Here is a 25,802-nt window from a genome sequence, read left to right on the forward strand (position 1 = left end):
ACGGCCATTACGTGTATAATGGCCGCATTATTCTGCCATTTATGCAGCGGGTTAACCCTAACCAACTGATAGTCAAGATATTTAAGGTGATAACAACATGGGATTCAAATGCGGTATCGTCGGCCTGCCTAACGTAGGCAAATCCACCCTGTTCAACGCGTTGACCAAAGCGGGTATCGAAGCAGCCAACTTCCCGTTCTGTACCATTGAACCTAATACCGGTGTGGTGCCGATGCCCGATCCGCGTCTGGACAAGCTGGCCGAGATCGTCAAGCCTCAGCGCATCCTGCCAACCACCATGGAATTCGTCGACATCGCCGGTCTGGTGAAGGGCGCATCCAAAGGCGAAGGCCTGGGCAACCAGTTCCTGACCAACATCCGTGAAACCGAAGCTATCGGCCACGTGGTGCGCTGCTTCGAAAACGACAACATTATCCATGTGAACAACAAGGTTGATCCGGCTGACGATATCGAAGTCATCAACACCGAGCTGGCGCTGTCGGATCTCGACACCTGCGAACGCGCCATTCACCGCGTGCAGAAGAAAGCCAAAGGCGGCGATAAAGACGCGAAAGCCGAACTGGCGGCGCTGGAAAAATGCCTGCCGCAGCTGGAAAACGCCGGTATGTTGCGCGCGTTGGACCTGACCGAAGAAGATAAAGCGGCTATCCGCTACCTGAGCTTCCTGACGCTGAAACCGACCATGTACATCGCCAACGTCAACGAAGACGGTTACGAGAACAACCCGTACCTGGACAAAGTGCGTGAAATCGCCGCAGCCGAAGGCTCCGTAGTGGTTGCCGTGTGCGCCGCCGTGGAATCCGACATCGCCGAGCTGGAAGACGAAGACCGCGCCGAATTCATGGCCGAGCTGGGCCTGGAAGAGCCGGGTCTGAACCGCGTGATCCGCGCCGGTTACGAGTTGCTGAACCTGCAAACCTACTTCACCGCCGGCGTAAAAGAAGTACGTGCCTGGACCATCCCGGTGGGCGCTACTGCCCCGCAAGCGGCCGGCAAGATCCACACCGACTTCGAGAAAGGCTTTATCCGCGCGCAAACCATCGCGTTTGAGGACTTCATCACCTACAAGGGTGAGCAAGGCGCCAAAGAAGCCGGCAAGATGCGTTCGGAAGGCAAAGACTACATCGTCAAAGATGGCGACGTGATGAACTTCTTGTTCAACGTCTAAGCTTCAGCTTCGCTGCGAACTCAAAAACCCACGCAATTGCGTGGGTTTTTGTTTTAATGATTGCTCAAAATTCTCGTGGAACATCAGGAAGGCGCCAGACGATCAACACGCCAATTGCAGATGTACCCGCTAGCGTTATAATGCCTTTACATTCAATGGTAGGATATGTCCCGATAAGGAATTAATCATGAATAACGTGCTAGCCTCGTACACAACCAAAGCCATTCAGAGGCTGCAAAAACTGGGAATTATCTTTTCACCTGACAATGACTCCCCGATCCTGACCTTACTGGATGCAGTTGCCGATCTGGATAATAACCGCGTAACCGCCATTGGCCGCACCCTGCAGCAGCAAAGTGCATTTAACGCCGTAGTTCGCGATAACATCAGCAACATGGACGTAGCCAATCGTCAGGCAAAAATTGTTGCCGCGTTTGACTCAATCCGTAAAGATGCCACCCAGATGGTCGGTTGGCTGGAAGACGGCAAACTCGACGTTATTGAACGCATAAAATCAGGTTGGATGACGCTACGCCGTGGATCGATCCCTGACCGTTTCAACGATATCAAGCAATCCTATCTGGAGGTCGCCAGAGCCTCAGAGGAACAAATCAGCCGTGAAAAGGCCATTCTAGAAGCCTATCAAGACTTTCGATTTGGTCTGAAGCAAGCTTATGTGGATGCTCAAACTTTGCTGGTCGTAGCGCAGGATAATTTACGACAAAGTCGCCAGTCGTTGCAGGAAACTCAAACGGCCACGGAACAACAGCCAAGTGGCGACAACGTAGCCCTTGCCCGCCTAGAGCTCGCACGCGATGAAGCGCTAAGGGCCATGCAAAAAGAAGATGAACGTTATCAGATCGTCAAGGACCTGGCGGATAACCTGATTATCGCCTATAACGCAGCCGAAGCCGTCTTTGCTCGTCTCCAGCAGACCAATGCCATTAAAGAGCGGGTATACCGTCAAAGCGTCACCTTCTTCAGTACTAACGAGATTGTCTTTACTGCCCTTTCCGCCTCGATGACTTCGTTACAGGGGTTGACCGAAAGCACCGAAACGCTGGAGGCGATGAAAGCTGGCATCAACGATGGTCTAAGTACTATCGCGACACAGGGTAACAAACAACTTGAGGAAGGGCTGCGAGCTGGCTATGGCACAACCATCAAGGCCGATTCCGTACGCTCTTTGGTTAATGCCATTGTCTCATTCCAAGAATCCAGCTACCGAATGATCGAAGAGTTGCGAACCGAAGCGACACAGAACACCAATGAGCTCGCATCCGTCGTTGAAGATGGGAAACGTCGTTTCGCCGATGTCATTACCAAGGCTGAAACATTCCGCTAAGTTTACAAGGAATCCCCCTATCTCTTCCAACCAGAGTGATAGGGATTAGACACGGAGTTATTCATGCACGCCTACGAACTTGGCCGGAAACTGGAAGCCCTGTCAGAGCAGGCCAGATCGAACCTTTCCGGAGTTGAATCCACTCAGGCAGAGGCTCGCCGTCTGCAATTGGTGTTAAAACAACAAATAGCCATTCTCTATCAACAGATGGCCAGCATGTTATTGAAAGAATCTCCTCACATCAGCGACATGGCAAATGTGCAGACATTCCTGGATAAACTTCAGCAGGAGATTTCTCAATCTCGACAGGCTGTTCAGCATGGTGAAAAAGAAATCGAAAGCCAGCGCTTTGAGTTGCAAGGGCTGCATGAAGAAATAAATCTGTTGGAAAATGAGCGGAATCGACAACTTCAGCAAAGCGCTGATGTTCAGTCAGCCATGCAGATGATGGTTAAAAGCGGTAACGATACCGACCTACAGGAAAACCATCATAACGAATTAATGATCGAAACAGCCTCCAAGCTGACGGAGTACCGTCAGCACCCCCTGTTCACGTTCTTGCTGACGAAAAATTATGGGCAACCCGACTACGTAACCTTGCCGTTACTGCGCAACCTCGACAGTTGGCTGGCTCGCCATACTAACTACTTGAACAACGCTGCCAATTACCGAATGCTCCTGGCGCTGCAAAAAGAGTCCAGCCGTCGCCTGCTGCAATCAAAAACCCAAGCCGAACAATTAACCAAAGAATATCAGCAGCATGTACAGGTCGTTGAAGATAAGTTAAAACTGCCCCAACTGTATTTGAAGCTCAGCGCAGCAGAAAAAGGGCTTGCTGCCACGCAGCAAAAGATCCGCAACCAGCAAAACAAACTACGGGAATATGCACAGGGTGAAGGTGAAACCTACACCCACATTGCGACACAGCTATCGGCGCAAATGGCCTTATTGCCTCTAGATAAACTGGACTTACTGGTGGCAAAAACTGCGACACCAGATGACGACCACCTTTTGGAAGAACTGAGGAAACTCAAGCGTGAAGAGAACCTGGTTGAAGAAAACCGATACCAGTATGATCTCGAGGCTAAATTAGCCCAGAGGCGCGTTGCCGCAGCCAACGAACTGGAAAATCAATTTTCGGTACAGGGATATGACAACCCGATTTATGAATACCAATGGGGATGGTCAGATAAACCGGAGGAGATTTTTGAAAACTATCTGTCCGGCGCCATCAGCCTAAAAACAGTATTGCACAAGTTGGATATGATCACCCGCCGACTGCCGCCGCCACCGACTCCTGCCAGCGCCTCGTCCGGTTCGTGGGGTAATTCGTACTCGCGTAGCCGATCATCTAACGGTGGATTCGGTTCCTCGTCTTCATCGTCCTCCTCTTCTCCATCCGGCGGTGGTGGATTCAGCACTTCCTCTTCAACCGGCGGCAGCGGGTTCCGCACAACGGATAGTTTCTGATGAATAATGTCATTGCACTGAAAAAAATCTTCGGCAGTGTGTTCTATGAGTGAATTTAAACTGAGCGACCAACTAGGCGCCATGGCTATCATTGATTCACTTTATGCACAGCAGATTGCGCTGGACGAACATTTGGACCTGCCCAAATTACGTCAGCAAATGGCACAACGGATCCGCGATTACTATCAGTCCACCGGAACCACAATCGACGATAAACTGATCGAACAGGGAACCAAAATTTGGTTTGCTCAACGTTTGCGCTACCAAGCAAATAAAATGAGCCTGGCCCAACGCATTGCCGCATTTTTGTACATGACCAGTAAGCAATGGCTGGCGGGTCTTGTCATTATCATTATTGCATTGGTCCTAGTCTGGAATTTAAATGTTTACATGACCCAGCGCCAACTTATCGCTCTGGGAAAAGACATTACGGCCCAAACTACCCAAAGTAAACAAATGGTCAAGCAGGCGCAGGCGTTATCTGATCAACTAAGTCAGATGAAGCTGGAACATTTCACCTATGCACAAGTGCCAGCCAACCAGATAATCACGAACACCGAAAACCTGTTGACCGATTTTCAGACCAGGCATCCTGAGCCTCTCGCATCAGTTGAAAACACGCAACAGCGGCTGAATACTCTCCGCATGGCGAATCAGCAAAGTTTGGCGTTGATCAACCAGGTAAAGACGTTAATGCTCAGTTGGCCGCTGCTGCAAAAATGGGACAACACCCTCAGCGAGATAGCTAAAGATCCGCAATTGCAGTCTTATATCAAATGGGCGCCCGATCTGGCGGAGAAAATCGATGAAGCCACTTTAGCTCTGTCAAACAACGCCATCGACACACAGACCAAGGTCGAGGTGGCATTCAAGACTTATGACCGTGAGCGTCTGCGTGACGGTTTATATTACACACTGGACCGAAGGACGCAGAAGTTTCGCAATCTCAAGCTCTCTCATCAAGACCGGGAAAAGGTCAATAATGATATTAGCTATGCGCGTGATTTCATCACCCGTGCAGACCTCAATGATCGGGTTATCCCTCCCCTTTGGCTGCAGGCTTTGGCGAGGCTGGACGATACCTACGACCTGATCATGCAGCCACTGGTTCTGACCATTGTCGATCGAGTGGGCGAGAAATCGGGGGTAGAACGCACCTATGATAATTCTGGCGGTAAAAGCTGGTATTTAATTGTAGAACCACAAACGCCAGGACATTCGCTTTTCCCTATGTGGGTGAAAGACAGTGAAACCAGTCAGCTAAAACGAGTGAGTCAATTCGGTATCCGAGTTTCGCAAAAAGAGTATGAGAAATTAAAGAAAGACAAGCTGGATGACGGTCACATAGATAATGCTCTCGTCGGCAAGAAACCTGCTGGTCAACTGAGTTTTACCTATTCCCGCCCAGTTCAGGGCAACGTGATTACAGAGTGGTAAACATTTAACTCGGATCCCTCCCCCCAAAGCCGCGTAGCCACGCGGCTTTATCCCCTACCGCCGTACCAGCACCCGATCCACCAAACCCCACTCAACAGCCTCGTCGGCCGTCATAAAGCGGTCGCGATCCAGCACCTGTTCAACCTCTTCAGCGCTGTGGCCGCAATGTTCGGCATACAGCCGGATCACCAGGTCCTTGGTGCGCCGCATCTCTTCTGCATGAATAAAAATATCCGATGCCTGGCCCTGAAAACCGCCCAACGGCTGATGAACATGCAGGCTGGCATTGGGTAATGCCGCACGGTGGCCCGGCTCCCCCGCCATCAGCAGAAACGACCCCATCGAGCGGGCGGTTCCCATGCACAGCGTATGCACCTGCGCATTGATGAATCGCATGGTGTCATAAATGGCGAAGCCGCTGGTAATGGCGCCGCCAGGTGAGTTGATGTAGAGGTGAATGGGTTTTTCCGGGTTCTCCGCCTCGAGAAACAGCAACTGCGCACAGACCAGTTCGGCGATGTCGTCGTTGACTTCGCCATTCAGAAAGATGATGCGATCGCGCAACAACCGCGAGTAAATATCAAAGGATCTTTCCCCCTGGCTGGATTGTTCTACCACCGTCGGGACGAGCAGCATCGCTTCACGCATAGGTGAACTCCGTTTTGCAGATACAGTTGATGAATGAAGGGGTCAGGCGGCGCACATAAGGGGTTGGCCGCTGTCGTTGGCCGCCGTCAGGCGTGCGTCGTCCAGTACATGGATAATGCGCAACAGGCAGCCGCCATCGGCGTCGGACCGAATTTGCAACGTCACCGTGCTTTCGAGGAATGGCGGTTCGTCATCACGCATCCGGTAGCGGATTTCCTCACCCGGCATCGAAACCACCGGCTCGGCATCGGCCAATATGTGTTGTGGCAACCATTGTTCACGCAACTCAGGGATGCCAATCGCCCGCCAGACTTTCTCCGGCGGCGCGTCGAGCCGGTATTCGAGAACCAAAGGCTCGCCCCGTTTTTCGCTGCCGATGTCGTTCATTGGTCCATGTCCTTGAGCAAAATGTTCAGCTTGTCTATCTGCGCCGGCCAGAAGGCACGGTACTTATCCAGCCAACGGGCGATCAGCGCCAGACCCTGGGGATCGACTTCGTAATTGACGAAACGCCCCTGCCGCTCTTCGCACACCAGCCCGGCATGGCGCAGCACCGCCAGGTGTTGGGACATGGCCGATTGGCTGATTTGCATGCCTTCGCGCAGCGCACTGGCATTCATGCTGCCAATCGCCAGCTTTTCGAAGATGGCGCGACGGGTGGGATCCGCCAGCGCTTTGAAGATCTCATTTTCATTCATGACAACACATTAGTACTTACTTATCTAATGCGCAAGTTTACAGCACGAAATTCTTATCGACGCGTCTTCGAAGGCCGTCGAAAGTTTGCCAGCCACAGGCCGCCCGCTTGCATCAAATACCCCATCACGCCCCCCAGGCATAACGCTTCAATCACCGCCAGCCCGTCGGTCGACGCCCCAAACATGGCACAAGCGCCAATAAAACTGCCAGGCACAAAACCCAGCAGCGGCAAGCGGGATTGCGCGCACAGGGCAAACGAAATCAGGCCGGTCAGAATGCCGCCGTACGCTGCGCCCGCCGACGCCGTTAACAGGATGGTGCCGGCAGCCCATAGCACGCCGCTGATGTTGGCCGCCATGCCACGCAGCAAACCGGCCGGGCCTTTATGCGGGATGGCGAAATAGGTAGTGCAGCCTAAAAAGCCTATCCAGCCCGCAAGCTGAAGTTGCCCGGCCAGCCAGGCCCAGCAACCTGATAAAACCCCGGTGCTTAGCGCCAGGCAGAGCAAGAGTCTGGTATTGGTCATGACGCTATCGTCAACGCGCCCAGGCCGATGAACAACCCGGCGATGGTGGCGCTCATCAGGTTGGACAGCGTCGCCGCCAGCAAGGCGCGCATCCCTAAACGGGCGATATCCGAAGCGCGCTCCGGCGCAACTGCGCTGAATGCCCCCACCACTACGGCGATCGAACCAAAGTTGGCGAACCCGCATAGGGCAAAGGAAATCACGGCGATGGTTTTGGGATCCAGCGCTGCCGCCGTCCCCTTGAGGTGCACCGAGAAGTTCAGGTAAGCGACGAACTCGTTGATCGCCAATTTTTGGCCAATCAACCCGCCGACCAATCCCGAATCATCCCAGTTCACACCCATAATGTAAGCCAGCGGCGAGAACAGATAGCCGAACAGGCTTTCCAGGCTCAGGCTCTGCCAACCCAACAAACCACCCACGCCGCCGATAAGGCCATTGATCAGGGCGATCAACGCCACAAACGCCATCACCACGGTGGCAACGCCGATCGCAATTTTCAGCCCCAGCATGGCACCGCTCGCCGCCGCTTCAATAATGCTCGCCGGGCGTTTGTCACTGAACGACATCTGGCTAAACGCCACCTGCGAAGCTTCGGTGGCCGGGCTCAACATGCGCGCAAACAATATCCCACCGGGGATCGCCATCAGCGAAGCCGCCAGCAAATATTCAATGGGCACGCCCAGCCCGGCATAGCCGACCAACATAGAACCGGCTATCGATGCCATTCCGCTGCAAATTACCGTGAATAGCTCGTTGCGGTTCATCTTGTTGATGAAAGGCTTTAACACCGCCGGCAGTTCGTTTTGTCCCAGAAAGATGGTGGTTACGGCGGCAAAAGCCTCCACCTTGCTGACCCGCAGCATTTTCTGAAAAACATAGCCCAATAGGTTGATCACCCACCCCATCACGCCGAGGTAATAGAGAATCGAGATCAGAGAGGTAATGAATATGATGGCAGGAAGCACATGGAAGGCGAAAACAAACCCGGCGCCATCAAATAAAACGTTCATTTTTGGCCCCACCAATCCGCCAAAAATAAAAGTACTGCCTGCATCGCTGTAAGAAATCACTTTATTAACGCCGCCGGCTATCGCATTAACCAGCCATTTCCCCGCCGGGATATAAAGCATAATGGCACCAAGCACTATCTGCAAAAATAACGCCGCACCCACCGTTCTTAAACTTATTTTCTTTCGGTTGTTGGAAAAAACAAAAGCGATAAGGAGAAGAATACAGATACCCAATAAGCTGCGTAATAAGTCCATAAATCCATCCTTAATTTATCCCCATCATTCAAGCTGCAGCGTTATTAGCGGCACCTTGAACGTCAACGGATATAGATAGGTCGATACCTGAAAGGAGTGCGAGACAAAGCGTGCCCCGCCACCTTTCAGGCTGGCTTTTTTATTGATTTTTTTACCGGATAAAACTTAAGAAACGGCGAACTCTTATGCCGCAGCCTGCTGGAAGCAGCAGGCGATCTGCGCCGCCAGTTTGGCGTTATTGAACACCAATTGAATATTGGCGTTCAGGCTATCGCCGCCGGTCAACTCGGCTACGCGCGCCAGTAAAAATGGCGTGCTGTCTTTGCCATGTACGCCCTGTTCAACGGATTCTTGCACCGCCTGCTCAATGGCGGCATTAATTTTGTCTTCCGGCACCGCATACTGCGCCGGAATAGGGTTGGCGATAACCATGCCGCCGCCCAGGCCTGTCTGCCATTTGGTCGTCATTGCTCGTGCGATTTCCGCAGGTTCATCCAACCGGATGCTCACCGAGAAAGGGCTGGTGCGGCAAAAGAATGCCGGCAGCGTTTGCGTCCGGTAGCCAATCAGCGGCACGCCGTGCGTCTCGAGATATTCGGTAGTCAGCCCTAAATCCAAAATAGACTTGGCGCCGGCGCAGATCACCGCGACATTGGTTCGCGCCAGTTCCTGCAGATCCGCGGAGATATCAAAGGTCTGTTCGGCGCCGCGGTGAACCCCGCCGATACCGCCGGTGGCAAATACGTGGATCCCCGCCATCTCGGCGATAATCATGGTAGAGGCCACGGTCGTGGCGCCGTGCTTGCCGGCGGCGACGATAAACGGCAGATCGCGACGGCTCACCTTCGCCACGTTATGGCCTTCTTTGCCCAGCAGCTCAATTTCAGCACGCGTTAATCCCGCTTTCATGCGGCCATTTATAATGGCGATAGTGGCGGGTACTGCGCCGTTATCGCGGATTTTTTGCTCAACCTCCAACGCGGTTTGCGCGTTCTGCGGATACGGCATGCCATGGGAGATAATGGTGGATTCCAGAGCGACAACCGGGCGCTTATTGGCCAGGGCTTCGGCCACTTCCGCTGAAATATCCAGGTAGTCATGGGTGATAAGGGTCGTTTTCATGATTGAAGCTCCAACAGTTTTTGGACACTGCCATTCGACAGATTAGGGTTATTGGTAAATTCAGATAAAAGCGTTAACGCAGAGCAGCCTTGGGCGAAGCGGATGCTGTCCGCCAGCGTCATGTCCTCCAGCCAACAGTGGGCCAGCCCCGCCATCATGGCATCGCCGGCACCGGTCACATTAACCACGTCGACCATCAGCGGCCGTGACCAGCCGTTTTGCCCGTCAATCTCGCTGTAATAAACACCTTCAGCCCCCATGCTGAGCGCCAGCCGCTGTACGCCCTGCTGATGGAACCAGTGAGCAACCGGTTGCGCATCCTGCGGCCCGCTAATCGTCATGCCGCTGAGGATTTCGGCCTCGAGGCGATTCGGTTTTAAAGTATGAATATGCGAGAGCCAACTGCGGATTTTTGGCGCTTTAAACGCCGAGACGGTATCGACAAAGATCGGTACGTTGCCGCAATGGCCGAATAACCAGGCCAGAGCCTCCTCGGTGAGGTTGCAGTCAACCACCAACACGCCCGCATGCTGAATAAGGTCTTTGGACGTCGCTAATAATGCCGGCGTTAGCTTCTCCAGGATCCTCATATCATTAATGGCCACCAACATTTCACCGCCGGCATCGAGCAACGAGATATAGGTCGACGTATTTTCACCATGCAGCTTGTGGAAGCTGCCGATATGCACCCCCGCCAGCTTTGCCTGTTCCAAGAGCGTTTCACCATAAAAATCGTCGCCGACGACGGAAATAAGGTGGCATTCACGGCCTAGCAAAGCGACATTCTGCGCAATATTTCTGCCGACGCCGCCGGGGGTACATTTTATTTTTCCGGGGTTAGAGTCTTCATACACTAATGTTGACGAGGAATAACCGCAGACATCCATATTGGTTGAACCTACGGTAACCACGTAGCTGTGTTCCGATAATATGTAGCCCTTTCCTTTTATATATCCTTTATTCATTAAATTCATAATATGTCCTGCAACACCAGAGCGGCTAATCCCTAAAACATCGGCAATTTCCTGCTGTGGGATCAAAGGATCGCGTCTCAGAAGCTGCAATATCTGTTTTTCTCTGCTGGTCATATTGGACACTTGTTTGTTTTTAAACATGCGTTTGTTTTATAACGGGCCTAGCACTCAGTAAAGCGGCTTTTATATATTCCCATCGAATTTGGGAAGGCGATCGTAATACCGATGTATAAGGTTTCAGCGTGTTTTTTGTGATATGCGTCGCATCATAAAATCTGCGATTACCGTTTAACGCAGTCAAAAATAACCATTAGGCATGATGAAGCATTTTATTCTTACAATAATCTCGTAAAAACAAACGGGTAACCGCATTCCTCTCAAAAGCTAACTTTTGTTGGGTTACCTGATTTTTGTCGTTTTTGAGATGAACGCCCTCTGTTCCGCTTGCCGGCAGAAAGAGAACTTTAGCGCATTTATCTTGAGGGGTTGGGTAGCCTGAAGGCGACAAACCGCGCAGCGGCGCGGTTTGTTTATGCGTTACTGTTTAATCGGGATCACCAGCACGTCGACGTTCAGCTGATTGATGGCATGGCGGGTCGATGAAAACAGGTTGTTCCACAGATCGTGATGATGGCCGAAGATCGCCAGATCGATCCCTTTATCCACTACCGCGTTCTGCAATTGTTCAATAAAATCCCCGCGCCCGATAATCACCTCGTGGATCGGGTAATTCACATTTTGGGTCATCGGTTCCATCTCTTTCTTGATCTTGTCGGCGAAAGACACGCCGTCGTAGCTTCTCTCCGAGAAACCAATCGCTGCATGATAGGTATCGTAATGAACGTCCACGTAGATCAGGGAGAGTTTGGCCTTCAGCGCAGCGGCCAGCAACGCGCCTTTTTCAACCAGCCGTTTGCCGTCATCGCTCAGATCGGTGGTAATTAAAATATGTTGATAACACATAGCGCCTCCTGTCATTGACTCGGTAGAGAGCCGAGGCTCCGATATCCCATCAGGGTTATATCGTTATGGTTAATTTTAGTTCAGAAACGCAGCGTTCGGACGGGGATATTGGCGGGAATGGCCCCGCTGCCGGGGCCTGAGGGGATCAGCGCACGCGCTGCACTTCAAACCACACATTGCAAACCGACAAAATCAGCGTATTGGCGTCTTTCACCAGCACGTTGTCGCCGGGTACGCCTTCGGTGCCTTGATCGGTAATGCCTTTAATCTCGGTGTCGGCGTGCTGGATTGTCACCCGCTCAACCGAAGGCGTGCTGATGCCCAGCATCGGGAAGTCAATGTAGGAACTGCTGCCGGAATTGTCCTCGACAAACTCCTGCGCCTCAACCGTGCTGAGGGTAGCCCCCTGATTTTTCAATGCAGTGCCGTTCCAGTTGAAGCCATCGGCCTTATAACTGATTTTGCCGCCGACCAGGCTTTTTGCCTGCTGTTCGTCCCAGCAGCCCACTGTTTGCGTCGGCAAAATTTTGCTGACATGCCAGTTACCCAACAATGTTTTGGGGATGGGCTCAACTGCTGCCTGCTGGCTCTGATCCGCCGCCTGCACCTGCACCGTCGATACGCAGGCCAACACCACCAACGGCAGCAGCGCCTTGCTCCAGATGTTAAATCGCATTGTATTTTCCTTTCGTGAATTCTGCCCCTGCCGGGCCTGCGAACATCATAATAACCCGGTGGATCCGCAGTCAAAACAAACCGGAGAACAGGGGCACAAACAGAGCAATCCGATTCCCATTATTTCACGATCGGCGACGCCTGAGCTTGCTCATAGCAAATCGCTATTAATCATAGTGAATCCGTCTTTTGTTTTATCCGGACGTTTACTTAGAGTCATCGTCACTGCTTATCCTGCAATAACCAGCAGGCTATTTTGAAAAGGACTCTGGGAAAATGACATTTACGCTAAAAAAACTCGCCGCAACCTTGGCGGTAGCTGGTACCCTGCTGCTCACCGCCTGTGAGCCAGCGGATCAAGACAGCCATCATATTAAGGTCGGCATCAGCTCCGGCATCGATCAATCGATGTGGGCAGTGGTACAGAAGGTCGCCAAACAGAAGTACAACCTGGATGTGGAAGTGGTGACGTTCAATGACTACGTACTGCCCAACGAGGCATTGAACAACGGCGATCTGGATATTAATGCCTTCCAGCACCGGCCTTACCTGGACAAGCAAATTCAGGAACGCGGCTACAAGCTGGTCGCGGTGGGCAACACCTTCGTTTACCCGATAGCCGGTTATTCGAAAAAAATCACCTCGCTCAGCCAACTGCCGGACGGCGCGCAGATCGCCGTGCCGAACGATCCCACCAACCTCGGCCGCTCGCTGCTGCTGTTGCAAAAACAGGGGCTGATCGTTCTGAAAGACGGCGTCGGCTTGCTGCCTACCGCGTTGGATATCGTCGGTAACCCGAAGAAATTGAAAATCGTCGAGATCGAAGCGCCACAGTTGCCGCGCGCGCTGGACGATAAACAGGTCGCGCTGGCGATTATCAATACCAACTACGCCAGCCAGATCGGCCTGTCACCGGCCAGGGACGGTCTGTTTGTCGAAGATAAAAACTCGCCTTACGTCAATATCTTCGCCACCCGCATCGATAACAAAGACAACGAAAACGTAAAGGATTTGGTCAAGGCCTACCAGACCGATGAAGTGGCTGCCAGCGCAGCCGACATCTACAAGGGCGACGCGGTGAAGGGCTGGTAACGCCTTTTATAACGCCAGTGTCAACCAGGGCGCTGCATCAGCAGCGCCCTAACCTCAACCAGCCGGAGTCACTGCTTCGTCACGAACTTTTGCATAGTGGCCGGCGTCACCAGTTCAAACGGGATCCAATAATACGGCTCCAGCTTTTCGCCTTTGATCATCCGTTGCGCTACGTCGACCGAGGCTTTGCCCTGGCCAACGGCGTCCTGGAATACCGTCACCTGCATCTTGCCGGAAGACAGCGCTTTCAGGCCGTCCGGGGTGGCGTCGATGCCGCCGATCAGCACTTTGCTGTCACGCTTGCCGGCCTGCTGCAATGCCATGATCGCGCCAATCGCCATCTCGTCGTTGTTGGCGGCGACAATATCGATAAGTTCGCCGTTAGTGACCCAGTTCATCATCAAATCCATGCCTTCGCTGCGCGAGTAGTTGGCACTTTGCTTTTGCACGACCTTCATGTTCGGGTACTTCGCTACCACCTGCTCCACGTCTTTGGTGCGTTGCAGCGCACCGGCATCGGTCAGATTACCGATCATGATCGCGACATTACCCTTGTAGTTCGCCAGGCGCGCCAACTCTTCCATTTGCAGGGTGCCGGACTCTTTCTCGTCGGAACCGACAAACACCACGCCGGAAGGCAACTTGCTGTCACCCGGCGTGCGGTTCACGTACACCAACGGAATGCCCGCCTTGGTCACCAGTTTAGTGATGGCCGGCGTACCCGCCGAATTAACCGGATCGACAATAATCGCGTCCACGCCGGCACTGATAAAGCTCTGCACCTGATCGGTCTGGCGGCCTACGTCGCCACGTGCGTCCTCGAACTGCACGGTGATACCGCGCGCCTTGGCCTCTTTGTCTATCGAGTGGCGGATAATGGTCAGGAAGTTCTGGTCAAAATAGGCCATCGACACGCCGATGGTTTCCGCCAGCGCCGAGGTGGAACAGCTGAGCGCCGCCACCAGCACGATTTTTTTTAAGTATTTCATGGTGATTCCCCAGAGATAAAAAAATACCGCCGGCCAGGTTGCTCCGGCGGAAATTCACGGCAATCAGTGTTTTTTGCGGTTACGGTGCATGTCGATCGACACGGCGGCGACGATAATCACGCCTTTGATAATGTCCTGAATGTAGGAGTCCACGCCGATAAAGGTGAAGCCGCTTTTAATCAGCCCGAGGATCACCGCGCCGATCAACGTGCCGGTAATGCGCCCGACGCCGCCCATCAGGCTGCTGCCGCCAATCACCGCCGCGGCGATGGCGTCCAGTTCGTAAGACATCCCCATGCTCGACTGGCCGCTGCTGACGCGTGCCGCCAGCACCACGCCCGCCAACCCCGCCAGACCGCCGGCGATGGTATACACCGTTACCAGGTATTTATTGACGTTGATGCCGGATACCCGGGCCGAGGTCATGTTGCCGCCGATGGCATAAATGTATTTACCATACCGGGTGTGTTTCAGCGCGATATGGAAAATCACCGCAATGACCAGGAAGATGATCACCGGCATCGCGCCCTGGCCGATCGAGGTAAACCCGTCGGACAGGAAGCTGACCGGGTTACCCTGGGTGTAATACTGCGCCAGGCCGCGCGCCGACACCATCATGCCCAGAGTGGCGATAAAAGGCGGAATGCCGGTGCGGGTAATCAGGAAACCGTTGATGAAGCCGCAAACGATGCCCACCCCAATCCCCGCGCCGATCGGGATCGCCGCCGGTAAATCGAGCAGTGCCGGGTACATCGGTGAAATGCTGTCGGAGGTTTGCGCCAGGCTGGCCGCCACCACCGCCGTCAGCGCAATCAGCGAGCCGGATGAAAGATCGATGCCGGTGGTGATAATGACCTGGGTAACGCCAACGGCGATAATGCCGATAATCGCCACCTGCAGCACGATCAGCAACAGCCGGTTGGGGTTCATCAGGAATGACTGATCGCGAATATACCAGCCGAGAATTTCGAATATCAGCGCGATGCCGATCATCACGATAAAGATGCCGGTGTCTTTCGGCATTTTGCCGCTCAGGCCAGAGAACAGTGGCGCTTTACCCGCAAGCGGCTTCTCGATTTTTACATTACTCATGGTGGTTCACCTTTGCGTTATTCAGAGGCCAGCGCCAGGATTTTTTCCTGATCCGCTTCTTCTTTATCCAAAATGCCGGTAATACGGCCGCCGTGCATGACCATCACCCGATCGCTCATGCCGAGGATTTCCGGCAATTCCGAGGACACCAAAATAATGGCGACGCCACGGTTCGCCAGCTCGCTGATCAGGCGATAAATTTCCGCTTTCGCCCCCACGTCGATACCGCGCGTGGGCTCGTCGAGAATCAATATTTTCGGCTGTGCCAGCAGCCAGCGGGCGATAAGCACCTTCTGCTGATTACCGCCGCTCAGGTTATTGATGATTTGATCCATGGTCGGGGTTTTGATGTTGAGCTTTTTGATCTGCTCCATGCAGTCTTTGGCCATTTGCACATGGCTGACAAACCCGTTCTTGCCGATGTATTCCGACAGGTTGACGATACTCATGTTCTCGACCACCGACAGCACCAGAAACAACCCGGACTTTTTGCGATCTTCGGTCAGAAAGGCCAGCCCCAGCTCGATGGCCTTTGAGGGAGAATCAACCTTTGCCGCCTTACCCTCGATAAAGATGCTGCCACCGTCCGCCGGGTGCATGCCGAACAAACTTTCCATCACCTCGCTGCGGCCTGCGCCCACCAACCCGGCGACGCCGAGGATCTCGCCGCGTTTAACGCTGAACGAAACATCGTGGAACCAGTCCGAACGCCGCAACCCTTCGACCCGCAGCACTTCCTCGCCGATATTGTTGTTGAACTTGGGGAACATTTGGGTCAGTTCGCGCCCCACCATCATGGTGATCAGCGACTGCTTGGTCAGGTTTTCCGTTTTATCGCAGGCGATAAAGGTGCCGTCGCGGAAAATACTCACTTCATCGGTGATGGCAAAAATCTCGTCCATCTTGTGGCTGATATAAATAATGCCTTTACCCTGTTCGCGCAGCTCGCGAATGATGGCGAACAGATGCCCGACCTCGCTCTCGGTCAGCGCCGAGGTGGGTTCGTCCATAATCAGGACGTCTGCGTTATAGGAAACCGCCTTGGCGATCTCCACCATTTGCTGGCTGGCGATGCTAAGTTCGCCGACCAGGGTCTCCGGTTTTAACTTGATGTTCAGCCGTGCCAGCAGATCGCGGGTTTTCCTGTTCAGCTCGTCATGATTGACGAAGCCAAGCCGCACCGGTTCACGCCCCAGCCAGATGTTTTCCGCCACCGTCATGTAAGGCACCAGGTTAAGCTCCTGGTGAATCATGGAAATACCCGAATGCAGCGCCTGCAGCGTATCGCTGAAGATCACCGGCTCGCCTTTTATTTTAATGGTGCCTTCATCGGGGTGATAAATGCCGATTAAACATTTCATCAGCGTCGATTTACCCGCGCCGTTCTCCCCCATTAACGCGTGTACGCTGCCTGGTTTGATTTTAATTGAGACCTTGTCCAACGCCTTCACGCCGGGAAACTGCTTACTGATGCCTTCAGCCTCAAGAACATAAGGATACATACTGATAACCTCCGCCGTTCGTCAATGCATCCCTGCCGTATTTACCGCCGTGTGCCGGGTAAATACGGCAAGGGATATATACCCGTCGCCTTTCAAACTGCAGCGTTGTTACCTGCTCTTGCTTACCCCAGTGACTTACTAAAGTAAGCGCCTGGGGATTAGCAAGCTGGGCGCCTAGCTGCAGCATGAAATTCATAGGGTATAGCCGCGCTGCTTTAACGCTTATTTTCTGTTCTTGTCGGCGAATTCCTGATAATTGGCCTTGGTGATCAGCTGATACGGGATCAGGACGTTGCTTTCCACCTTCTCGCCTTTCACCAATTGAATGGCGGTTTGCACCGCGCCCTCACCCTGGCCTTTGGCGTCCTGGAATACGCTCAGCGCCAGATCGCCCTTCTTGATGAACTCTAGCGCGTCCGGAGTGCCGTCAACGCCGGCCACCAGCACGCCGGTTTTCTTCGCCTGCTTCAGCGCCAGGATCGCGCCGATGGCCATTTCGTCGTTATTGGAGGCAATGGCATCAATTTGCTGACCGGTCAGCACCCAGTCGGTGGTAATGTCGACGGCTTCTTTACGGCCCCACTTGGCGGTTTGTTTATCGAGGATTTTGATGCCGGGGTATTTGGCCGCCACCTCTTCCACACCGCGAGTACGGTCGCGGGTCGCTTCATTGGACAGTTCCCCCATCAGAATCATCACGTTGCCCTTGCCGTTCATCAGCTTGGCCAACTCTTCCATCTGTAGTTTGCCGGCCAGTTTGGAGTCTGAGCCCACGTAGGCCATGCCCGCCGGCAGCGTGACTTCCGGGCGACGGTTAACGAACACCAATGGGATCTTGGCGCTTTCCGCCAGTTTGATCATCGGTTTCACGCCCTGGGTATCGACCGGGTTGAGGATGATGGCGTCGACGCCCTGACTGACAAAGTTCTCGACCTGTTGAATTTGCTGGGCAATATCCCCTTTGGCATCTTCAAACTGACCGCTGACGTTGCCGTCCGCCTTCATTTTGTTCTGCATTGACTGGCGCAGGATGGTGAGGAAGTTGTCATCGAAATAAGCCATTGAAACGCCGATCTTGATGTCTTTCGCCAACACGCTGGCCGGCAACATGCACATCAGTACCGAGGTGACGATCAGTTTCTTCAGCTTCATGTTCTGTACCCTTTAATCGTTAGAATGAAGATGCCTGTTGATTTGACAGCTAATGAAAAATATTTTTTACATTCAAACAACAATCCGGTCGGTGTTATCCCTTTGATACGGCAGATTTACCGCTTTTTCTGCGTATTCGGGCGGTGTGTAAAATTTTGATCGATATCTCAAAATAGAATAAAAACAACAGATTGAAATATACACCTTGGCGGTAAATTCAGGTCTTCACGCCATTATCAAATGTTTATTTCATAATTGAGATTATTGAAACTTTTTAACTCAAACAAGCGAAACATGCGTTTTGGAATGACCAAGTAACAAAAACATGACACGGATCTAACAAATGGCGTAAAAGCCATCAGCCCTGTGCCGGCTTTACTGCGCTCAGCCGCAGTTAACGCCCGCAGCAATAGAAAATGGCGCGCAGGTTTCTCAGTAAATGTGCGAGCGAGCGCGCAGTTTGCGGTTTCCCCATTTCGTGCCCATGCTTACTCAGCGATACTGGATATATCCCTATTTTCAGGAGGATCTGACATGCAGCTCAGCAGTAAGGTACGGATGAACCGGCTGTTTAATAACGGCAAATGCCTCGATGTGGCGATCGACCACGGCATCGCCAATGAACCGGATTTTTTGATCGGCCTGGAGGATATCGAACGGGTCATGGGCAGCTTGATCGCCGCCCGGCCGGATGCCATTCAGGTTAATTACGGCCAGGCGGATTTGCTGCAACGCTCGCCGCAGCGCGACAAACCGGCGCTGGTGATGCGCACCGACGTCGGCAATGCCTATAACGCCGCCCGCCACCGCGAAATGTGGGCGGTGCTGCATAACCCGGACGCACCGATCCTCGCCGCGCTGCAAATGGATGCCGCAGCGGTGGTGGTGAATCTGTACCTGATCCCCGATGAGCCGGGCATTTTCCGCCAGTGCGTGGAAAACATCGGCCGACTGCGGCATGCCTGCGATCGCTACGCCATGCCGCTGATGATCGAACCGCTGGTGATGGCCCCGCCCGGCCAGGGCGCCGCTTACGGCTCGCTGGGCGATGTGGAAAAAATGGTGCCTCTGGTACGGCTGGCGCGTGAACTGGGCGCCGACATTATCAAGGCCGATCCGACCGAGCGGGTGGACGATTTTCACCGCATAGTGGAAGCGGCACGCTGCCCGACGCTGGTGCGCGGCGGCGGCAAAGGCGAACTGGGCGCGGTGCTGGAGAAGTCCGCCGCACTGATGGCGCAAGGCGCATCCGGCATGGTGTATGGCCGTAACGTTTATCAGCACAGCAACCCGTCAAAAGTGGTCAGTGCGCTAATGGCGATCATCCACCAGGGCGCCAGCGGCCAGCAGGCGCTGGAAATCTACCATCAGCCCTGAAGGCGGCTTTTGTAACTAAAATAATCCCTCACCCGGCGGCGGCATGTTATAACCTGCTGCCGGTCACTGCCCTGTAGCCTATTCCCCGCAAGAATCGTTGATATCGCCATTCGGAGAACCGCCATGCCCAAACAACGGATCCCACTGAAGCTTAGCACCACGCTCACGCTGATGGTGTCCGCCATTATTGCTTCGGTGCTGCTGGTGGTGTTCGCGCTGTTTTTTGTGCAGATGAACCAAGAGGGGCAAGATCAGTTACAGCAAAAAGCCATGGCGATTGCCAATACGCTGGCGCTCTCTTCCACCGTGGTCGAGGGCCTTGAGCGTCAGGATCGCAGCGGCGAAATCCAGCGCTTTGCCGAGCAGGTGCGTAAGCAGAACGAGCTGTTGTTCGTGGTGGTGGTCGATATGAAAGGCATCCGTTTCTCGCACCCCAAACCCTGGCGCATCGGCCAGCATTTTATCGGCGAGGATCTGGAGCCGGCGCTGCACGGCAAAACCAACAGCGCCATCACTCGCGGCTCACTGGGGCCATCATTGCGGGTTTTTGTCCCGGTCTATGACGCGCAGCGGCAGCAGATCGGCGTGGTGTCGCTCGGCATCGCACTGGATACCGTACGCCGGGTGGTGGGCGAAAGTCGCTGGATTATTTACTGGACCATAGCCTTCGCCGCGCTGGTCGGCACGCTCGGCACCTTCTTCCTGGTGAGAGCGCTGAAGCGCATCATGCTCGGCTTTGAACCCTACGAAATTTCCAACCTGTTCGAACAACGCAACGCCATGCTGCAGTCCATTAAAGAAGGCGTGATTGCGGTCGATAATCAATCGCGCATCACCATCGTCAACGACGAAGCCAAACGGCTGCTGCGTCAATGCGGGCCGCTTGAGAATTTGCTGCTGGAATCTGCCAGCAAGCATTGGCCGGCCCTGTTGCATCTGGCGGAGGTGCTGGCCAGTGGCAAGCCGCTGCGCGACCGGCAGATTAATTTTAACGGCAGCGAGCTGTTAACCAATACCGTGCCGGTGATCGTCAAAGGCCAGGTTATCGGCGCCATCGCCACCTTCCGCGATAAAACCGAGGTCAGCCAGTTGGTGCAGCGCCTGAGCGGTATGGCGCACTACGCCGACGCTCTGCGCGTACAGTCGCATGAGTTTATGAACAAGCTGCATGTGATCCTCGGTATGTTGCACATGAAGGCTTACCAGCAGTTGGAAAACTACATCATCAACACTGCCAGCAACTATCAGGAAGAAATCGGCGCACTGCTGCGCAAGATCCAGTCGCCGGAGGTCGCGGGCTTCTTTATCGGCAAGATCAGCCGCGCCCATGAGGCCGGCATTGAGCTGACCATTGATGAGGCCAGCCTGCTGCCGGAAACCGACGATGCGGAAACCACCCATGTGCTGATCAGCGTGCTGGGCAATCTGATTGAAAACGCCATCGACGCCATCGACGGCGTTGAAGGGCATGAGATCAACCTGAGCTTCCATCACAATGAGGATCGCTTACACTGTGTTGTCAGTGATGACGGCCCCGGTATCGATCCGGCTATCGGCGCGCGTATTTTTGAGCAAGGGTTTTCCACTAAAGGGCCGGGGCGCGGTATTGGGCTGGCGCTGATCCGCAGCAGCCTGGAAAAGCTGGGCGGCAGCATTGATTTCGACTCTGAACCGGGTGAGCTAACCCAATTTTTTGTGCATATTCCCTATCGGGCCAAGGACTGAACCCATGATTAACGTATTGATTATCGATGACGATCCTATGGTAGCGGAGCTCAATAAATACTATTTGAGCCAGGTCAGCGGTTTTCACTGCCAGGCAACGGTCGCCACGCTGGCGCAGGCGCGCGCATTGCTGGCCGACGCCAACGTCCCGGTCGATCTGGTGCTGCTGGACATTTATATGCAGCAGGAAAACGGGCTGGATCTGCTGCCCGGCCTGCGCGAACTGGGCGAAAAAACCGACGTCATCATCATTTCTTCCGCCAGCGACGTGGACACGGTGCAGCGCGCGCTGCACTACGGCGTGGTGGATTATCTGATCAAGCCTTTCCAGTTCACCCGTTTCAAAGAGGCGTTGAACAACTACCAACAGCAGTCGCAGATCCTGGCGCAACGCGAGTTTTCGCAGAGCGACGTCGACAGCCTGCTGCGCCGCCAGCCCAGCAGCAGCGAAGGCAAGAAGCTGCCGAAGGGGCTGACCACCATCACGCTGAGTACGGTGTGCGAATGGATTGAGCAGCAGCATGACGGCGAGTTCTCCACCGACAATCTGGCCAACGCCATCGGCATCTCGCGCGTTTCCTGCCGCAAATATCTGATCTATCTGGCAGAAAGCGGCATCCTTGGCACCCGTATTCTGTACGGTACCACCGGCAGGCCGGTCTATCTTTACCAACTGAAGCCGGACGCCCTTGCCATGCTGAAAGAGTATTGCCGGCCGGCCTAACCGGTCAGAAAATCCAACAGCGCCGCCAAAAAATCATCGGGCAACTCGACGTTGGACAGGTGCACCACCGGCAACACCAGTAACTCTGCGCCCGGCACCGTACGGGCCAGCAATTCACCCTGCGGCAGCGTGGTGACGGTGTCATCCCTGCCAGCGATCACCAGCGTCGGTGCCAGGATCAATGCCGCCGTACGGCGCATATCCAGCTCGCGAACGGCGGCAAAACACCCAGCCAATCCCTGCATGGGGGTGGCCAGCAGCATAGTGCGAAATCGGGCCACCGTCGCCGCATGTTGCTGCCGGTATGCTGTCGAAAACCAGTTGGCCAGAAACCCTTCTGCGACGTCGTGCATGTCAGCCTGCCGCAGCTCGGCAATCCGCGCATCCCATTGCCCAGCCGGCCCCAAATAAGACGAGGTGTTGGCCAGAACCAGCTTTTCGATCCTTTCCGGCGCATGTACGCCAAGCCACTGCCCGACCATGCCCCCCAGCGACAGGCCGCAGAAGAACACCTTATCGAGCTGCAACGCATCCAGCAGTTCAATCACGTCGCGCCCCAGCCTGGCGACCGAATAGGCTCCCACCGGGGCGTCTGACGCGCCATGCCCTCTGCCGTCGTAACACAGCAGGCTAAAGTGCGCGGATAACGCCGCAATGTGAGCGTCCCACATCGCCATTGTGGTGCCAATCGAGTTGGATAACACCAGAACCGGTTTATCGGCCGCGCCGTCAAACCTGTAGGCAATCTTGCAGCCGTCACCGGCGGTAATAAAAGACAAGCTGTTCATGGTCACCCCAATAGCCCTTGAGCGCAGGAGGATCCCGACGCCCGATATCCACTATGCTATAGGATTAAAGAAGGCTGACGAGCGCCTTAAATGACCGGCTGTGTAGCCTGACAGGAACCCCCATTTTGACCATGAACGATCGTCTCACCGGCATTACAACCTTCGTACGGGTGGTCGAGGCCGGCAATTTTTCCCTGGCCGCCGAACGCCTGCACCTGACCCGCTCTGCCGTGGGTAAAAGTATCGCCCGTCTTGAGCTGCGCCTCGGAGTTTTGCTGTTCCACCGCAACGCCCGCGGTCTGAGCCTGACCCACGAGGGCCAGGCCTATTACGATCGCTGCCTGCGCGCATTAAGCGAACTGGATGCCGCCGACGCCGAACTGGACAGCGGGCGGCGAGAACCGCAAGGCACTTTGCGGGTCAGCGCGCCGAAACTGCTGGGCCGCCACTGCATCACCCCGGTGCTGATGGCGTTGGTTGGTCGCTACCCTAATCTGCAGGTCGATATCGCCTTCAATGATCGGGTGGCGGATTTGGCAGAGGAAGGTTTTGATCTGGCAATACGTATCGGCCCGCTGAATGACAGCACGAACATCATCGCCCGTCGACTGGGCGGCCAACACCTTGCACTGTGTGCAGCGCCTGCTTATTTGGCTGCGCATGGTAACCCGCAAAGCGTTGCCGCGCTCGATGGCCACAGCGGCATCGCCTATCATCGGTTTGGTGAGGACGTCGGTTGGCGCCAACTCCAGGCCGATGCCGCTGCGAGTAAACTGAACATCGATATCCGCCTACGCCTCGACGATCTGCATTCGCTGGCCGATGCCGCCGTTGCCGGCGCCGGGCTGGTATGGCTGCCAAACTGGCTGCTGGCGCGCTATCTCCGCTGCGGCGAACTGGTGCCAGTGCTCGGCGATATTCACCTGCTGCCCAGCGATATTCATGCCGTGTGGCCACAGACTCGTTATCTTCCGGCCAAAACCCGCGCAGCTATCGACACTTTATTGGACCGGATGCCGGCGATGTTGCTGGGGATCAATGACGGCGCTTGAGATTCGAGAAAGCCCTATCGCGGCCCGGTAGCCGGCACGTTCCGTCCTGCTGGGATTTATTGCCGCAACGACGTTCACCGAACATCGTGCTGTTGCGCCGCCGGTTCGCCTCTTCGGTCGATCCCCGTTGCCGTTCCCGTTCAAGCGCCTTTTCATTGGCCAACGCCACCCCTTCGGCGCTCCATATCTTATGCTGTAGCCCGCTGCGCTTTTGCCGGTAATCCTCAGAAATTTTGTTATCCAGAGGTTGTGCGGCATGGTATTGCAAATCAACCAGCGCTTGTGAAGAGAAAGAACAACACTGCGCCACGCAGGCCAAAAAAATCCGTTTCATCGATGCACTCCCAACATTAAATTTATCCTATTCCACCACCCACGGCTCAGTGCCTGCCTTTAGTTGAACCTTGCGCGACAAAAAGTACCGACATACAAGCGATGCGCCCCCATCACTGGAATTGGCAACCGCCTGACCAGCAGGCAAGGATTCGCCACAGAGGCCGAGCCGCACAGGAGTTCTTTGCGCCGGCGGTGCTCCGCCGTGGGTAACTCGGATTCCAATCGATGGATGGTGGCCTCCAGCGCTTTTCGCTGTGCCCGCAAATCGGCAAGCAGCGCCTGTTCCGAACGGATTTGCTCTACGTACCAGAGATGTTGCAACAGCCCGTTAAACCGCTGCCGATAGTCAACGGCATCGTCTTTCGCCTCAGAGGCTGCGTGCTGAGCGTGCCGGTCGACAAATGAATAGCAACAGCAAGACGCCAGCAAGGTGAACGCCGCCGCAATCACAGAGGTCAATTTCAAAAGCATAAACTCCATTAATGCCGTTGGGGCTAGCAGCCGTCGATAAGCAACGGCTGTTCTTCGCGTGGCAAGGCCGACGGATACGATTCACCCGTGGCAGAAGCAGTTTTTCCCTGGGTCTTGCAGCCTTTACGCAGGGCCAGCATATTGTCTTCGCTTGGCGTCGCCACCAGCGACCGCTGTTTTTCATTACCCATTTCGTCCCACAGGCCGTGGGCCACTTCTTTCAGTTTCTTGCGAAACAACACAGGCGAGACCCCTTCATGCTCCCGATCATAACGGGCGGCAGTGGCCGGGTAGCTCCAGGGAAACAATAAGAATATAAAAATAACGGGAATGCCTTTTTCCACAATAAACTCCTGTAATAAGCCCCATGCAGGCACTCATTTCCATAAAATCAAAAGAGGCATTATTTGCCATTAAAATAAACGTTGACCGAGAGAAAACACATTAACCGAACAATAATAAACCTTAATTAAATGGTCAGTAATGAGACTTATAATTCGCAGGCATAATATATTTATGCTGATTAGCGATCCCATAACCGGGACCAGTCGAGGGTTCCGCCGATACTGGGAGAGCCTTCGTTCAATACGGAATAGGCTGATTCACCGCTGCCGATGCGTTGTTTTTGTTCCCGAGTTGCCCGCACGGGCGGCTCCCAGGACGAATAAGATGAATCTGCATGAATAGCGCTACAACCACTCAGCAATATTATCAGCGCGGGGATCCCATGACGCAATGCCATATATTCTCCTTAAAATAGACTTAACCGTCGGTGACGGTAAATAAAAAAATCACTTTTTTTAGTTTATTAATCAGAATGCGCCCAGCGGACATGCCAAGGCAAAAAGCATTACTGTTAAATAATGTGGCGAGTGATTTAACTTAAAACAAACAAATAAACCGGCCAAGCGCAACGGCAATGACACTCAGCAAAGAGAGAGCGGCGCACAAAATGCGCCGCCGCGTCAGCCTTCGCTATCAGGTTCCCAGGCCAGCAGATCGCCCGGTTGGCAATCGAGAATACGGCAGATTTTATCTAACGTCTCCAACCTGACACCTTTCACCTTACCGTTCTTCAGCAACGATAAATTTTGCTCCGTGATCCCCACCTGCTCCGCAAGCTCCTTCGATCGCATCTTCCTTTTGGCTAACATGACATCAAGACTTACTATTATCGCCACTCTAT

General features: G+C 54.1%; 27 protein-coding genes. 9 read left to right on the plus strand and 18 right to left on the minus strand.

Going from position 1 to position 25,802, the window contains the following annotated elements:
- The first annotated feature begins 97 nt into the window (after positions 1-97).
- The 4 genes from ychF to SPL01S_RS04435 all read left to right on the plus strand — a co-directional run bounded on the left by ychF (position 98) and on the right by SPL01S_RS04435 (position 5,441).
- Positions 98-1,189 (plus strand): redox-regulated ATPase YchF, encoded by a 1,092-nt coding sequence (ychF, locus tag SPL01S_RS04420; protein WP_006324802.1) that lies wholly within the window; start codon positions 98-100, stop codon positions 1,187-1,189.
- Positions 1,190-1,376: 187 nt separating this feature from the next.
- Positions 1,377-2,534 (plus strand): hypothetical protein, encoded by a 1,158-nt coding sequence (locus SPL01S_RS04425; RefSeq protein ID WP_006324777.1) that lies wholly within the window; start codon positions 1,377-1,379, stop codon positions 2,532-2,534.
- Positions 2,535-2,597: 63 nt separating this feature from the next.
- Positions 2,598-4,004, plus strand: coding sequence for a coiled-coil domain-containing protein (locus SPL01S_RS04430; protein ID WP_063197805.1), 1,407 nt, complete (start codon positions 2,598-2,600; stop codon positions 4,002-4,004).
- A gap of 45 nt (positions 4,005-4,049) precedes the next feature.
- A complete protein-coding gene (locus tag SPL01S_RS04435; protein ID WP_063197807.1) occupies positions 4,050-5,441 on the plus strand; it encodes a DUF6384 family protein in 1,392 nt (463 codons plus the stop codon).
- Between the two features lie 54 nt (positions 5,442-5,495).
- Here the strand turns inward: SPL01S_RS04435 and SPL01S_RS04440 are convergent, their stop codons facing one another.
- The 9 genes from SPL01S_RS04440 to SPL01S_RS04480 form a co-directional block, all read right to left on the minus strand.
- Positions 5,496-6,089 carry an ATP-dependent Clp protease proteolytic subunit gene (locus tag SPL01S_RS04440; protein WP_063197809.1) on the minus strand — a complete coding sequence of 198 codons (594 nt, stop codon included), beginning with the start codon at positions 6,087-6,089 and terminating at the stop codon, positions 5,496-5,498.
- 42 nt (positions 6,090-6,131) lie between these two features.
- Entirely contained in the window at positions 6,132-6,476 is a 345-nt protein-coding gene (locus tag SPL01S_RS04445; protein ID WP_063197811.1) for an SRPBCC family protein, read from the minus strand.
- Positions 6,473-6,787 (minus strand): ArsR/SmtB family transcription factor, encoded by a 315-nt coding sequence (locus SPL01S_RS04450; RefSeq protein ID WP_063197813.1) that lies wholly within the window; start codon positions 6,785-6,787, stop codon positions 6,473-6,475. Before SPL01S_RS04450 ends, SPL01S_RS04445 begins: the two co-directional genes overlap by 4 nt.
- 53 nt (positions 6,788-6,840) lie before the next feature.
- A complete protein-coding gene (locus tag SPL01S_RS04455) occupies positions 6,841-7,314 on the minus strand; it encodes a DUF1097 domain-containing protein (protein WP_063197815.1) in 474 nt (157 codons plus the stop codon).
- Positions 7,311-8,582: a NupC/NupG family nucleoside CNT transporter gene (locus SPL01S_RS04460; protein ID WP_063197817.1), complete on the minus strand. Its 1,272-nt coding sequence runs from the start codon at positions 8,580-8,582 to the stop codon at positions 7,311-7,313. Before SPL01S_RS04460 ends, SPL01S_RS04455 begins: the two co-directional genes overlap by 4 nt.
- A gap of 183 nt (positions 8,583-8,765) precedes the next feature.
- Positions 8,766-9,704: a pseudouridine-5'-phosphate glycosidase gene (locus SPL01S_RS04465; protein ID WP_062870527.1), complete on the minus strand. Its 939-nt coding sequence runs from the start codon at positions 9,702-9,704 to the stop codon at positions 8,766-8,768.
- Entirely contained in the window at positions 9,701-10,819 is a 1,119-nt protein-coding gene (locus SPL01S_RS04470; protein WP_063197819.1) for a PfkB family carbohydrate kinase, read from the minus strand. Before SPL01S_RS04470 ends, SPL01S_RS04465 begins: the two co-directional genes overlap by 4 nt.
- Before the next feature lie 396 nt (positions 10,820-11,215).
- Positions 11,216-11,641: a universal stress protein gene (locus SPL01S_RS04475; RefSeq protein WP_013812494.1), complete on the minus strand. Its 426-nt coding sequence runs from the start codon at positions 11,639-11,641 to the stop codon at positions 11,216-11,218.
- Between the two features lie 145 nt (positions 11,642-11,786).
- Positions 11,787-12,317, minus strand: a complete 531-nt coding sequence (locus SPL01S_RS04480) for a hypothetical protein (RefSeq protein WP_063197821.1) — start codon at positions 12,315-12,317, stop codon at positions 11,787-11,789.
- Positions 12,318-12,592: 275 nt separating this feature from the next.
- Here SPL01S_RS04480 and SPL01S_RS04485 point away from each other — a divergent pair, with 275 nt between their 5' ends.
- Positions 12,593-13,408 (plus strand): MetQ/NlpA family lipoprotein, encoded by an 816-nt coding sequence (locus tag SPL01S_RS04485; RefSeq protein ID WP_063197826.1) that lies wholly within the window; start codon positions 12,593-12,595, stop codon positions 13,406-13,408.
- Between the two features lie 68 nt (positions 13,409-13,476).
- On the opposite strand, the gene SPL01S_RS04490 is transcribed toward SPL01S_RS04485, so the two are convergent.
- The 4 genes from SPL01S_RS04490 to SPL01S_RS04505 form a co-directional block, all read right to left on the minus strand.
- Positions 13,477-14,397: a sugar ABC transporter substrate-binding protein gene (locus tag SPL01S_RS04490; RefSeq protein ID WP_063197828.1), complete on the minus strand. Its 921-nt coding sequence runs from the start codon at positions 14,395-14,397 to the stop codon at positions 13,477-13,479.
- 63 nt (positions 14,398-14,460) lie between these two features.
- Entirely contained in the window at positions 14,461-15,489 is a 1,029-nt protein-coding gene (locus tag SPL01S_RS04495; protein WP_004943164.1) for an ABC transporter permease, read from the minus strand.
- 17 nt (positions 15,490-15,506) lie between these two features.
- Positions 15,507-16,991: a sugar ABC transporter ATP-binding protein gene (locus SPL01S_RS04500; protein WP_006316728.1), complete on the minus strand. Its 1,485-nt coding sequence runs from the start codon at positions 16,989-16,991 to the stop codon at positions 15,507-15,509.
- Between the two features lie 222 nt (positions 16,992-17,213).
- A complete protein-coding gene (locus SPL01S_RS04505) occupies positions 17,214-18,143 on the minus strand; it encodes a sugar ABC transporter substrate-binding protein (RefSeq protein ID WP_063197830.1) in 930 nt (309 codons plus the stop codon).
- Positions 18,144-18,677: 534 nt separating this feature from the next.
- Here SPL01S_RS04505 and SPL01S_RS04510 point away from each other — a divergent pair.
- The 3 genes from SPL01S_RS04510 to dcuR all read left to right on the plus strand — a co-directional run bounded on the left by SPL01S_RS04510 (position 18,678) and on the right by dcuR (position 21,969).
- The gene (locus SPL01S_RS04510; RefSeq protein WP_004943153.1) at positions 18,678-19,520 is read left to right on the plus strand and encodes a class I fructose-bisphosphate aldolase; all 843 of its coding nucleotides are present in this window, start codon (positions 18,678-18,680) and stop codon (positions 19,518-19,520) included.
- 123 nt (positions 19,521-19,643) lie between these two features.
- Positions 19,644-21,245, plus strand: coding sequence for a sensor histidine kinase (locus SPL01S_RS04515; RefSeq protein ID WP_063197832.1), 1,602 nt, complete (start codon positions 19,644-19,646; stop codon positions 21,243-21,245).
- 4 nt (positions 21,246-21,249) lie between these two features.
- Complete coding sequence (gene dcuR, locus SPL01S_RS04520) at positions 21,250-21,969, plus strand: two-component system response regulator DcuR (protein ID WP_004943147.1); 720 nt, start codon at positions 21,250-21,252, stop codon at positions 21,967-21,969.
- On the opposite strand, the gene pcaD is transcribed toward dcuR, so the two are convergent.
- A complete protein-coding gene (gene pcaD / locus SPL01S_RS04525; protein WP_063197834.1) occupies positions 21,966-22,757 on the minus strand; it encodes a 3-oxoadipate enol-lactonase in 792 nt (263 codons plus the stop codon). The genes dcuR and pcaD overlap by 4 nt on opposite strands.
- A gap of 131 nt (positions 22,758-22,888) precedes the next feature.
- On the opposite strand from pcaD, the gene SPL01S_RS04530 reads away from it, so the two are divergent.
- Complete coding sequence (locus SPL01S_RS04530) at positions 22,889-23,809, plus strand: LysR family transcriptional regulator (RefSeq protein ID WP_063197837.1); 921 nt, start codon at positions 22,889-22,891, stop codon at positions 23,807-23,809.
- On the opposite strand, the gene SPL01S_RS04535 is transcribed toward SPL01S_RS04530, so the two are convergent.
- The 4 genes from SPL01S_RS04535 to SPL01S_RS04550 form a co-directional block, all read right to left on the minus strand.
- Positions 23,793-24,143 (minus strand): hypothetical protein, encoded by a 351-nt coding sequence (locus SPL01S_RS04535; RefSeq protein ID WP_063197839.1) that lies wholly within the window; start codon positions 24,141-24,143, stop codon positions 23,793-23,795. The two genes, SPL01S_RS04530 and SPL01S_RS04535, sit on opposite strands and share 17 nt — an antisense overlap.
- Positions 24,144-24,202: 59 nt before the next feature.
- On the minus strand, positions 24,203-24,616 hold the full coding sequence (locus SPL01S_RS25150) for a hypothetical protein (protein ID WP_232246015.1): 414 nt from the start codon (positions 24,614-24,616) through the stop codon (positions 24,203-24,205).
- Positions 24,617-24,639: 23 nt separating this feature from the next.
- Positions 24,640-24,960: a hypothetical protein gene (locus tag SPL01S_RS04545; protein WP_063197841.1), complete on the minus strand. Its 321-nt coding sequence runs from the start codon at positions 24,958-24,960 to the stop codon at positions 24,640-24,642.
- A gap of 621 nt (positions 24,961-25,581) precedes the next feature.
- Positions 25,582-25,797 (minus strand): helix-turn-helix domain-containing protein, encoded by a 216-nt coding sequence (locus SPL01S_RS04550; protein ID WP_006316720.1) that lies wholly within the window; start codon positions 25,795-25,797, stop codon positions 25,582-25,584.
- Positions 25,798-25,802: the final 5 nt, after the last annotated feature.

The sequence above is a fragment of the Serratia plymuthica NBRC 102599 genome (assembly GCF_001590925.1).
Taxonomy (GTDB): domain Bacteria; phylum Pseudomonadota; class Gammaproteobacteria; order Enterobacterales; family Enterobacteriaceae; genus Serratia; species Serratia plymuthica.